Source organism: Formosa undariae (assembly GCF_042427615.1).
Taxonomy (GTDB): domain Bacteria; phylum Bacteroidota; class Bacteroidia; order Flavobacteriales; family Flavobacteriaceae; genus Formosa; species Formosa undariae.
This window is the reverse complement of the sequence record NZ_JBHMEZ010000031.1, coordinates 1-12,317: the sequence shown is the minus strand read 5'-3', so window position 1 is coordinate 12,317 and position 12,317 is coordinate 1. Positions and strand designations below refer to the sequence as shown.

At 34.6% G+C, this 12,317-nt stretch carries 7 protein-coding genes; 2 read left to right on the top strand and 5 right to left on the bottom strand.

Going from position 1 to position 12,317, the window contains the following annotated elements:
- Window positions 1–320 precede the first annotated feature (320 nt).
- Window positions 321–3,887, bottom strand: a complete 3,567-nt coding sequence (locus ACFFVB_RS16630) for a choice-of-anchor I family protein (RefSeq protein ID WP_382384354.1) — start codon at window positions 3,885–3,887, stop codon at window positions 321–323.
- Window positions 3,888–4,120: 233 nt separating this feature from the next.
- Between ACFFVB_RS16630 and dnaK the strand changes: the two genes are divergently transcribed.
- Entirely contained in the window at window positions 4,121–6,022 is a 1,902-nt protein-coding gene (gene dnaK / locus ACFFVB_RS16625; RefSeq protein ID WP_382384353.1) for a molecular chaperone DnaK, read from the top strand.
- A gap of 478 nt (window positions 6,023–6,500) precedes the next feature.
- Here the strand turns inward: dnaK and rplT are convergent, their stop codons facing one another.
- The 4 genes from rplT to thrS all read right to left on the bottom strand — a co-directional run bounded on the left by rplT (window position 6,501) and on the right by thrS (window position 9,722).
- Window positions 6,501–6,845, bottom strand: coding sequence for a 50S ribosomal protein L20 (rplT, locus tag ACFFVB_RS16620; RefSeq protein WP_159021242.1), 345 nt, complete (start codon window positions 6,843–6,845; stop codon window positions 6,501–6,503).
- Between the two features lie 103 nt (window positions 6,846–6,948).
- Complete coding sequence (gene rpmI / locus ACFFVB_RS16615) at window positions 6,949–7,146, bottom strand: 50S ribosomal protein L35 (protein ID WP_382384352.1); 198 nt, start codon at window positions 7,144–7,146, stop codon at window positions 6,949–6,951.
- Between the two features lie 58 nt (window positions 7,147–7,204).
- Window positions 7,205–7,753, bottom strand: coding sequence for a translation initiation factor IF-3 (gene infC / locus ACFFVB_RS16610; protein WP_084817534.1), 549 nt, complete (start codon window positions 7,751–7,753; stop codon window positions 7,205–7,207).
- 34 nt (window positions 7,754–7,787) lie between these two features.
- Window positions 7,788–9,722 (bottom strand): threonine--tRNA ligase, encoded by a 1,935-nt coding sequence (gene thrS / locus ACFFVB_RS16605; protein ID WP_382384351.1) that lies wholly within the window; start codon window positions 9,720–9,722, stop codon window positions 7,788–7,790.
- A 651-nt stretch (window positions 9,723–10,373) separates the two neighbouring features.
- Between thrS and ACFFVB_RS16600 the strand changes: the two genes are divergently transcribed.
- Window positions 10,374–11,264 (top strand): hypothetical protein, encoded by an 891-nt coding sequence (locus tag ACFFVB_RS16600; protein WP_382384350.1) that lies wholly within the window; start codon window positions 10,374–10,376, stop codon window positions 11,262–11,264.
- The last annotated feature ends 1,053 nt before the right edge of the window (window positions 11,265–12,317 follow it).

Below are 12,317 nucleotides of genomic sequence, written 5' to 3'. Positions count from 1 at the left end.
TTTTAAGGGGCTAAATATGCTAGAATTATATTGTTTCTAAAATGTATAGAGTATTACCATTTGCTATTTTGAGGCTTTATTAATCTTAAAGAGTATGGCTTTACTTTATAATTTGTGTTGCACTAGTGGCCATTTTTAGTTGATTGTAGTTTGTCTTAAAGAGATGTAATTACTATTCGGTCTAACGTATTTTTAATCATCCCTATGTAATATAAGAGGGACAATGCGAATTTTGTTTTAGTTACAAATATTGAGAAACAAGAAAAAAGCGCCTTCATAAAATGAAAGCGCTTTGAAAAAAAATGACATTAATATGGTAATTATTCAACTACAATTTTTAAGGTTTTACCTAAGCTTGTTTTAGCTAAGTATGTTCCGTTATTTAAATTAGGAACTGTAAATGTTCTTGTGTTTTTCTCTGTTGAAATCTGTCTCCCTTGCATATCAAACAAGGTCACGTCTAAGGTCTGATTAAAGTAAATGGTCTGATTAGATTGTACTGGGTTCGGATAGAATTTAAGCGTATTTACTTCCTTCTCAATATCTCCAACACTTAACGTAATGTTGTCTAATCCGTAAACACTAATTGTAGAGCTTACTTCGTTAGCGATTACAACTAAACCTGTACCTAAAGTATTGTCTTCTGGTGCGATGTAAATAATACCTTCAGGCGCTAAATCTCCACCTTCATCGTCTCCTAAAGTACGATTATTCATATATTTAATGAATATCGGATTTGAAGGATCTGTTATGTCGTAAGTCATAAAACCACCAACACGTTCTAGCGTTATAAAAGCATAGAATTTATCTCCAATTTTAGAAATAGTGACACCTTCTGGCTCAGGACCTTTATTGTCACTTCGGTTTTTAAAGTTATTGTTGCTATTACTTACATTGAATAATTCGCCGTAAATAGGATCTGCAGCAGTGATACGTTCAAAATCATCACCACTATCGTAAACTAAAGCTCCGGTGGTAGCGTTTCTAATACTAAAAGAACGAGCGCCATACATGTGGATTTCGTCGAAATCTCCATCATTATCAATGTCTCCAGTAGTATTAGCCACCGCTAAGCGTCCAATATTTTGTTCCAGTTTTAATAAATCTCCATTTGGAAAAGTAATAGGGTCTAAGACATAATCGCCGTCTCCAACTTTAGCTTCATCTACAAAAGTATCGTATTCTCTTGCATCACCTTCGTTGGCTGTAACGACATAACCAATACCATTAAGTTCGTAATAGGCGATTGCGTCTGGCATGTACATGCCTTTAACTGGCCAATTTGCCATAAAGATAAAGTCCGTTTTATCTGAACCATCGAAACTATTTCCTGTTAAACTGAAATCTTTTAATCCTAAAGGAAGAATATCTGTAATGGTATTAGATTCTAAATCGATAACCGCTAACGCATTATTTTCTTGTAAGCTTACCCACGCTTTTTTAGAATTGTCTGAATACGTAATATATTCTGGTTCTACATCCTGAGACACTGTAGCATTCGGACCAGTAATTCTAACACCGCTAGCTTTTAATTCATTTAATTGCGCATCGAAAGCATTGAAGTTTATAGTTAATACATCTGCTTGAGTAATGTTTCCTAAGCCAGCAGTAGCCGTAATAATAGAAATCGTTCCTTCTGGGTCGATGCTATAATCGCTATTTGGTTGCCCTTCGTTAGCTGTAAGAATTTTTGTTCCGTCTGGAGTAAAACTGACATTGTCAGGTAAATTCCCTACAGTCACCATAGAAATATGGTCACCATTTGTATCCATAAACAACACCACACCATCGGTTTCTGGTCCATTAGACACAGAAGCAGTCACTAAACCGTTATAGACAGCAACACTCGTCGGGCCTTCGCTTCCGTAAGTAGATAAGTCTATAGTTTTAATTGGTATAATGTTTTCAGGATTAGAGAAGTCTAAAATTTCGATAGTTTTTCCGATAGAGTTTAAAACAAAAAGGCGTTTTGTTTCGGCATCGTAAGCACTAATTTCTGCAGAACCAGCAGCATCGACAAGATAACTCGTTTTAAACGTAATATTTAATGGGTCGTTAGGTATATCTAAAACATGATCGTTGTCTATAATATATACTCCAGCAGTTTCGTAAGCTCCTAAAGTGGCATTGGTAGGATTTGAAATTTCTAAAATGAAAAGTTCATCAGTTTCAACTGTTGAATCATCTGTTAGCGGAATGATTAATTCATACACTATAGTATTGGCAGGAATAGTCACTGATTGACTTTCAAAAGTAAAATCTGTTCCCGGAGAAGCAGTGATTAATTCACTCACTAAATTCACATCGAAAGTAACAGCTGTAGTTGAAGCGGTAGATAGTTTAAATTCAATTTTAACTTCAGACGCATCTTCAGAAACATTATATGTAGATGATGCAAAAGAAAGCTGAGGTTTAGCATTCATTATAGCATTAAAAGTTCCAGGTGTAGCATATACTTTAGAACCTAAAGATTCTGCCACTTCGTTAGAAGAAGCCATCCAGTTTGTACCTTCGTTAAAATCTCCATTCGGATTTAAAAGTTCTATGGACGGTCCATTGCCATCGGCAGCTGTTGGCCAAGGCTCTTTGTCGTCGTATTCCATTGTGAAAATGGTTTCACCTTTTGTATTTACAATTTCTAAAATTTCGCCTCCATTTCCTAAAGCGTTAGAAATACCTTGTGGCATATCTAGAAAGTTTACGCCATAAAAAGCATCGGCAGTAGTTTTGTCTGTTGCTAATAATACTGTCATTTTCGAAGCGACACTCATTTCAGGGAATGTAAAGATAAAGTTACCTTCGTCTTTTACTTGAATTCCTCCTAACTGAATAGCTTCATCAGTGGTGTTGTAAATTTCTAAAAATTCTAATGCATCCGAATTATCTGAAGGCGCATTATACATAATTTCAGTTATGATTAACCCTTCAGTTGTGACATTATAATATAAGGACTCACTTGTGTAATCTGTAACTTGTATGTTTCCTTTTAAATCTATAATATTTCCAATCGTTAATGCATATGCAATACCGTCGTTAAAAGCGTCGTGCGTTAAAGTCGCTGTGTTTGAAGTTTCATCATAACTAATATTAGAGACATTACGAGCAGGCGTGAAATTATAATTAGATAAGGTCTCTGCCGTTTCCTTAGGAATAGTTTCCGAGAAGATAACATGTGTTGTGCCTTTATCTGCACTTACAATGTTTACAACTGAAGGCGGAGTTACATCTTCGGTAGATATCACAAAAGCAGTCGTATTAAAAGTAGACTCGGGAGCAACACCATCGTTATGGTCATCTGCATCAGTATCTTGGGTGTCGTAATTAGACATGTCGTTAAGCGCGATGAGGTAGCCATTAACATCTAGTCCTGACTTCGGACCATTATAAACAGCAATATCTGTACCGTCTGGGGTATATGTAATAGCTGTTAGGCCTGGCGTTAATCCTGTATTTGTTAAATCTCCAAAAGCACCAGCCGCATTTGCAACAGCAGCAATAAAGGTTGTTGGTGTTTCTACATTTGTTCCTAAGTATGCAAAAATAGTTTCACTTCCAGAAGATAAACCTCCAGGTACACCATCGATACTACCAAAGTTTACAGAAGGGATGTCACTAATAGTATTAAAGGTAATTATAGAGCCAGCAGGAATAAGTGTTGTTCCGCTTAGCCAAGAATAGGCCGATTCTCCAGAATTAAACTCTGTGCCGGTCCATTCTTTGTCAGCAAAGTGAATTGTAGAGTTTGTCGGAATGTCAACAAATGTAACAATGGCAAAATCGTCGTCTCCATCGGCATTCATGCCAATAAAAGCCATATCGCCTGTGTTTATTTGTGCATTAAGGTAGCTTCCTATACATAAAGCTAAAAGAAGTAAAGGTTTTTTCATTTCTATTATATTTTTTAGTTGCACAAATGTAAAGGGGGTATGTACCGAAAGAGTGACTTAAACATTACGAAACCTTAAAGCTAAGGTTAGGCATATTAAATAATTGTTTCCGTCAATATAGACACGACAAAATGTAGTTGTGACACCTTGTCAGTATGAAAAGAGTTGGCACAATGATTGAAATAAGCAAAGGGAAATATATAAATTCAACAACATTAAAATATATAGTAATTATGAGTAAAATTATTGGAATCGATTTAGGAACTACAAACTCTTGTGTGTCTGTAATGGAAGGTAACGAGCCTGTAGTAATTCCTAACGCAGAAGGTAAACGTACAACTCCATCTGTAATTGCTTTTGTAGAAGGCGGTGAGATTAAAGTTGGTGACCCAGCAAAAAGACAAGCAGTAACTAACCCGACAAAAACAGTTTATTCTATTAAACGTTTTATGGGTAATAAATTTTCTGATTCTTCTAAAGAAGCAGGACGTGTACCTTACAAAGTAGTAAAAGGAGAAAATGATACTCCAAGAGTAGATATTGATGGACGTTTATATACGCCTCAAGAATTATCAGCTATGATTCTTCAAAAAATGAAGAAAACTGCTGAAGATTATTTAGGAACTACAGTTACAGAAGCAGTTATTACAGTACCAGCTTACTTTAACGATAGTCAGCGTCAAGCAACAAAAGAAGCAGGAGAAATTGCAGGTTTAAAAGTTCGTAGAATTATCAACGAACCAACTGCAGCAGCTTTAGCTTACGGTATGGACAAAAAAGGTACAGACCAAAAAATAGTTGTTTTTGATTTTGGTGGAGGAACACATGATGTTTCTATCCTTGAATTAGGAGATGGTGTATTCGAAGTGTTATCTACAGATGGAGATACGCACTTAGGAGGAGATGATGTCGATGAAAAAATCATTAACTGGTTAGCAGACGAATTTAAATCTGAAGAAGAAATTGACTTACGTAAAGACCCAATGGCTTTACAACGTTTAAAAGAAGCTGCTGAAAAAGCGAAGATTGAATTATCATCTTCAGCTTCAACAGAAATCAATTTACCATACGTTACAGCTACAGCTAGCGGACCTAAGCATTTAGTTCGTACTTTATCTAAAGCTAAATTCGAACAATTAATCGACGATTTAGTAAAACGTACTATCGAGCCTTGTAGAACTGCTTTAAAAGCAGCAGGATTATCTATTTCAGATATCGATGAGGTAATTTTAGTAGGTGGTTCTACTCGTATTCCAGCTGTACAATCTGCAGTAGAGAAATTCTTCGGAAAATCTCCAAGTAAAGGTGTTAACCCAGATGAGGTTGTATCTTTAGGAGCAGGTATCCAAGGTGGTGTATTAACTGGAGATGTAAAAGACGTATTATTATTAGATGTTACGCCTTTATCTTTAGGTATCGAAACTATGGGTAACGTAATGACTAAGCTTATTGAAGCGAATACAACGATTCCAACTAAGAAATCTCAAGTATTCTCTACAGCAGCAGATAATCAGCCATCAGTAGAAATTCACGTATTACAAGGTGAGCGTGCAATGGCTGCAGATAACAATACAATTGGACGTTTTCACTTAAGTGATATTCCACCAGCAAGAAGAGGTACTCCACAAATTGAAGTAACTTTTGATATTGATGCAAATGGTATTATCCATGTAACTGCAGGTGATAAAGCGACTGGTAAAACTCAAGATATTCGTATTGAAGCATCTTCAGGATTAACAGAAGAAGAAATCAAAAAGATGAAAGCTGATGCTGAAGCTAACGCTGAATCTGATAAATTAGCTAAAGAAAAAGCTGATAAATTAAATGCTGCTGATGCAATGATTTTCCAAACTGAAACTCAACTTTCTGAATTTGGAGATAAATTATCAGCGGATAAAAAACAACCTATCGAAGACGCTTTAGCTGAATTAAAAACAGCTTTTGAATCTAAAGATATCGCAGTAATCGATCCAGCTTTAGAGAAAATTAATGAAGCTTGGAAAGTAGCTAGCGAAGAAATGTACAAAGCACAAGCAGATGGACAAGGTGGACAACCAGGACCAGATGCAGGTAGCGAAGGACAAGCTAACGAAGGTAGCGATGTTGAAGATGTAGACTTCGAAGAAGTTAAGTAATCTAAAACACTTTATATAGTATTTAAAAGCAACCCAATTTGGGTTGCTTTTTTTGTTTCCGGAAATTTTAGAATGAAAAACTTAATTGTTTATTGATTTTTAGATTATCATGGTTGATTCTTGACTCCGCTCGAATAGCATTTGAATGCTGTTTAAGTTCTAGAATTTTAAACTTTTAACTTCTCTTTTATATTAAATGTGAAATCGTGAAACCCCATGTTATTGTAGGGTGTTCGAGCGGAGTCGAGAACATAAAAACAAAGTAGAATTCTGTCGTAATCAATTAACCATATAAGTGTAAAAGTACATCGGTTAGGGGTAATACGAAGCTAGAGCGCGCAAGTGAGCGGTTCTATTAGTATAGGCCTACGTATTTGTATAAGAATGAAGATGGTTTAAATAAAGACATAAAAAAACCGACTCTTTTCAGAATCGGTTTAATTTTATAAGCGAAATGTTATACAATTAGGCTAACGCCTTATTTTACTTTATCTACTATTGCTTTGAAAGCTTCAGGATTGTTCATCGCTAAATCAGCTAAAACCTTACGGTTTAATTCGATTTGGTTAGCTTTTACTTTACCCATGAATTGAGAATAAGATAATCCGTATTGTCTAGCTCCTGCGTTAATACGCGTGATCCATAGTGCACGGAATGTTCTCTTTTTATTTCTACGGTCTCTGTATGAATAAAGCATTGCTTTATCAACCGCGTTTTTTGCTACTGTCCAAACGTTTTTACGACGTCCGAAGTAACCTTTTGCTTGCTTAAGAACCTTTTTTCTTCTGGCTCTTTTTGCTACTGAGTTTACTGATCTTGGCATTCTTTTAAATGTGTTTTGTAGTAGGCGGTCATATTAAATTGACACTTTTATATTTAGGCCTAACTCCAGGGTTATTAAATTGTTTTAACCGATTAAAACGATATTACTTTAAACGTAACATTGTTTTAATACTGCTCTCATCTGCTTTGTGTACCAAACCATCATGAGTTAGCTTAAGCTTACGTTTTTTAGATTTCTTTGTCAATATGTGACTCTTAAAAGCGTGCTTTCTTTTAATCTTACCAGTACCTGTTAACTTGAAACGTTTTTTGGCACTAGATTTTGTTTTCATTTTAGGCATCTTGTTCTCCTAGTTTTAAATTATTTCGCTTATTATTTTTAAACCTGATTTACAGGATTTACTTTGATTTCTTTGGAGCAATAAACATAGTCATACGTTTACCTTCCAATCTTGGCATTTGCTCTACCTTACCGTATTCTTCAAGATCTTGCGCTAAACGCAATAATAAAATCTGACCTTGTTCTTTAAATACAATAGAACGTCCTTTAAAGAATACGAAAGCTTTTAATTTAGCTCCTTCTTTTAAGAATTTTTCTGCATGCTTCTTTTTAAATTCATAATCATGATCATCGGTTTGAGGACCAAAACGAATTTCTTTAACTATAACTTTAGTAGCCTTAGATTTTAGAGCTTTATCACGTTTCTTTTGTTCGTAAAGAAACTTCTTATAATCCATTATCTTACATACAGGGGGCACCGCTTTAGGTGAAATCTCAACAAGATCTAACTCTTGCTCCTCTGCAAGGGCTAAAGCTTTTCTTGTTGGATATACTCCAACTTCTACATTGTCACCTACTAATCTAACTTCTTCAACTCTAATCTTAGAATTGATTCTGTGCTGATCTTCTTTTTCAACCCTTCTCGGGGCTTGTTTTTTTCTACGTATTGCTATGGCTATAAAATTTTAGTTAAACTCTTATTTAAAATTGTTTTAATGTCTTATTAGTTTCTGTCTCAACGATTTTAGCGAATTCTTCAATAGATAAACTACCTAAGTCTTCTCCTCCGTGCTGACGTACAGATATTTTGTTTTCTTGCTCTTCACTCTCGCCTATAATGATCATATATGGAATCTTTTTCATCTCCGCTTCACGGATCTTTTTCCCAATTGTCTCATTTCTATTATCTACAAGGGCGCGAATTTCGTGATTTTCTAGCACATTTAAAACTTTTTCAGCGTATTTTTCATATTTCTCGCTAATAGATAATATTATGGCTTGATCTGGCATCAACCAAAGTGGGAAGTTTCCTCCCGTATGCTCTAGTAATATGGCGATAAAACGTTCCATACTTCCAAAGGGAGCGCGGTGTATCATCACAGGACGATGCATTTCATTATCACTTCCTTTATACGTTAATTCAAAACGCTCTGGTAAATTGTAATCAACTTGAATCGTTCCTAGTTGCCATTGTCTACCTAGGGCATCCTTCACCATGAAGTCCAATTTAGGACCATAGAAGGCTGCTTCGCCAGTTTCAACAACATAATCTAACCCTTTCTCAATAGTGGCGTTTAGAATCGCTTTCTCAGCTTTTTCCCAATTTTCGTCACTACCAATATATTTTTCTGGATTATTAGGGTCTCTTAAGGAAACCTGTGCTGTAAAGTTTTCGAAACCTAAAGAACCAAATACATAAAGAACTAAATCAATTACTTTTTTAAACTCTTCATCTAATTGATCTGGAGTACAGAAAATATGGGCATCATCTTGAGTAAATCCTCTTACACGAGTTAATCCATGAAGCTCTCCACTTTGTTCGTAACGGTATACCGTTCCAAATTCTGCAAAACGTTTAGGTAAATCTTTATAAGACCATTGTGAACTATTATAAATCTCGCAGTGATGCGGACAGTTCATAGGTTTTAATAAAAACTCTTCACCGTCTTTAGGTGTTTTAATTGGCTGAAAACTATCTTCTCCATATTTAGCATAATGTCCAGAAGTTACATAAAGTTCCTTTTGTCCGATATGTGGCGTAACGACCATTTCGTAACCTTGCTTCTTTTGAGCCTTCTTTAAAAAGTTCTCAAGACGCTCTCTTAATTCAGCTCCTTTTGGCAACCATAAAGGTAAACCTTGTCCAACTTTAGAAGAGAATGTGAATAATTCTAATTCTTTCCCTAGTTTTCTATGGTCACGTTTTTTTGCTTCTTCTAATAAATGAAGATATTCTGTCAACTCTTTTTGTTTAGGAAATGAAATTCCGTAAACACGAGTTAATTGTTTGTTCTTTTCGTCTCCTCTCCAATACGCACCAGCAACAGATAACACTTTTACAGCCTTAATTATTCCTGTATTAGGAATATGGCCTCCACGACATAAATCTGTGAATGTCGAGTGGTCGCAAAACGTAATGGTACCATCTTCTAAGTTTTCTATTAACTCAGTTTTGTACGGATTGTTTTTATACGTTTCTAAAGCTTCAGCCTTAGAAATAGGTCTTAAGTTAAAGGCGTGTTTACCACGAGCGATTTCTAACATTTTGTTTTCAATCGTTTTGAAATCTTTATCAGAAACTATTTGATCTCCAAAATCTACGTCGTAGTAATATCCGTTTTCAATAGCTGGTCCAATCGTAAGTTTAGCACCTGGATATAATTCTTCTATAGCTTGTGCTAATACGTGAGCAGAAGAATGCCAAAATGCTTTTTTACCTTCGTCATTATTCCATGTATATAATACTAAAGATCCATCGGTGGTTAAAGGCGTGACAGTTTCTACGGTTGTACCATTATAACTTGCCGAAATAACATTTCTTGCTAACCCTTCGCTAATGCTTTTAGCGACATCCATTGGAGTTACGTTTTCTTCAAACGCTTTAATACTACCATCAGGTAATGTAATCTGTATCATATTGTAAATTGAAATTGAATCCACAAAGATAAGAGTATATAAATAGAGACGCAATATATATGTAGAAAATTAGAGATTAAGGTTTATTTAAATGTTTGTTACTAATTTAAGGGGCTATTTTAATGTAGATGAATCTGTGTTTAAGGCTGAATGTATTCTAGCACATTTTATGTTATTGGGGTTGATTGAGCTGTTAATGACTACATCTTCAGGTGTATCTGTTAATGATTTTTAAAGATGAATGATAGGAAGTGTGTCTCAAGTGGCTTTCGATGCTTTATTGTTGTTGAATTTGATTCTTGGTGGATTCTATGAAAATATTTTTTAATAATTAAAAATGGGTTTCGATTTCTGAATAAAGACCATTGTCCGTATTCTGGTATATGCAGCCTGATTTTAGGCTCTAATTTTATTTATTATTTGGATTATTTAAAATTAGTATCGTAAATAAAACCGCACATAAACGTATATATTACATTATTTATATAATGTTTTTAGTCGAGTAATGTTTAAGTTAGTGTTCTGATTTAGAAAGTTATATTGTGTTAATATTTGGTTTTTTAGAATTCAATGCGGTATTTTATATATATTTGAAATTATAAACGTTATTAATACGTTTATAAAACAAGCAAATTAATTTAAACCAAAACCATGAAAACCAGAAGCAATCATTTAGTAAATCAATCTGTCTGTAAAATATGTTATAGTAAATATATAGGCTCCTTTAGAAGTAAGTTACAGAGAGATGTAGTTTTTATCTTATTATTAATGTTAAGTTTTAATATGGCTTCGGCACAAGAAGATGTTGCTACAGATGATTATAAACCGTTCAGTGTGGGTGCTCATTTAAAAAATATGCATTTATGGCATGGTTTTGTGGTGCATCCAGGTGCTGTGTTGGCTACAGATCTTGAGTATAATTCGCGAAACGAGAAATTCACATTCGGATTTTGGGGTGGTGCTAGTTTTTCTGGCACGGATATCTTTAACGAAAATACAGGAGAAAACGTTTCGGCTTACTATAAGGAGTTTTCTATATATACTAAGTATCGTTTTTCTGAAAGATTTTTTGTTGAAGCGGTTTCACATAATAATTATACAGGAGTAGAGGAGAGGGGAGATGATTTGCATTATTGGAGTTATGATAAGACGCAAGGCTATAATTTTGTCGATGTTAGTTTTGGTTATAATGTAACGCCAAACACGTTATTGTATTTAGCAACTATAGTTGGTGGTGGATCTGGAGATTATGAAGTTGAAGCGGATGGGGTATTAAAGGATTCTTGGACACAGTACTTTGAAGTCAGTAGTGTGGTTTGGCAAAATGAAAATTCTAACTTTTCTCTTTTTGTGGGAGGAGCTTGGTCTTTCTTTACGGATAAGACATTTTACACAGAGGGAGCAGGGAATATAGTTAATGTGGGGGCTACATTTAGTAAGGATTTATATGTTGTGAAATATAAAGTACCTGTTTCGGTTACGGCAATGTGGAATCCAGAAGAAGAGAAAACGGTGTTGCAGTTAGATATCGCATTGTTCTAAGATTAGAGGGGGGACGAACAAGATTAATATCATAGGTGTTTAGTTGGTATATATAGGAGAGTTATTTGTATTATAATAATAGGAGGTTCTGTCTTTTCGAGTTGTATTTGTTTTGTGGTACCTGTATAAGGTATGCGTATGTGTTGTTTTTGAATCTAAAGGATTGTTTGCTGCTAGCTGTTGCTTGTCTTTATTGTATAGGTATGAGTGTTATTGGGGGAATTTAGTAATACAGCTTAATCTATGATGAGATAAAGGTAGGAATTATGATTGAGTTTTAGTTCTAAGTGTTTTGTCTAACTAGAATCTTAAAGATTGCTATTGCTTGTCTTTATTATATAGGTGTGAATGCTATTTGGTTATTCTGCAGTGAATACTATGATAAACGGAATTGCTGTTGTTTTAGTTTTAAGTGCTTTGTGCTAGTTTGAATTTTGAAGATTGCTATTGCCTGTCTTTATTATATAGGTGTGAATGCTGTTTGGTTATTCTACAGTGAATACTATGATTAACGAAGTTGACATTAGAGCCTTATATAGGTTGATGATGTTTACTGGTTTATATAGGTGTTGGTTGTTTATATTGTATAGGTGTGAATGTCGTTTGGTTATTATAAAGTGTATACTAGTATATAATAAGACAAATGAAGAGATTGCGCTTAGTGTTCTTTGTTGGTTGAGGAGCTTTACTATGCTGTATGGATGTGTTGGTTCTCTTTTTGGGAGTCTTCATAGTTGTATGGTAGTGTTTGTATTGTTAATGGCAGATATTTATAGGTCTGTTTCCATTACTTAATACAGTGTAAGTGGGCTTGTCTTGTGTGAAGTAGAAGGTGTTGTGGATTGATACATGGGTTGTGAAAAATAAACATAAGTCTAACTATCTAATAACAATGAATTTACAATTTATTTCAAAAAAAGGTTATAAAACATTAGTTTGATAAGAAAGAAAGGGTGTATCTTTGCACCCGCTTAGCGACGCAACTACGGTAGTTTAGTAAAGCAAAACGTTCATTAACAGAGTTTTATTTATCGGATTTAGTTTAAATTAAAA

Excerpts from the sequence above, each read along its gene's own strand:
- ACFFVB_RS16630 (WP_382384354.1), bottom strand. The coding sequence starts at position 3,887 with ATGAAAAAACCTTTACTTCTTTTAGCTTTATGTATAGGAAGCTACCTT.
- dnaK (WP_382384353.1), top strand. The coding sequence starts at position 4,121 with ATGAGTAAAATTATTGGAATCGATTTAGGAACTACAAACTCTTGTGTG.
- rplT (WP_159021242.1), bottom strand. The coding sequence starts at position 6,845 with ATGCCAAGATCAGTAAACTCAGTAGCAAAAAGAGCCAGAAGAAAAAAG.
- rpmI (WP_382384352.1), bottom strand. The coding sequence starts at position 7,146 with ATGCCTAAAATGAAAACAAAATCTAGTGCCAAAAAACGTTTCAAGTTA.
- thrS (WP_382384351.1), bottom strand. The coding sequence starts at position 9,722 with ATGATACAGATTACATTACCTGATGGTAGTATTAAAGCGTTTGAAGAA.
- ACFFVB_RS16600 (WP_382384350.1), top strand. The coding sequence starts at position 10,374 with ATGAAAACCAGAAGCAATCATTTAGTAAATCAATCTGTCTGTAAAATA.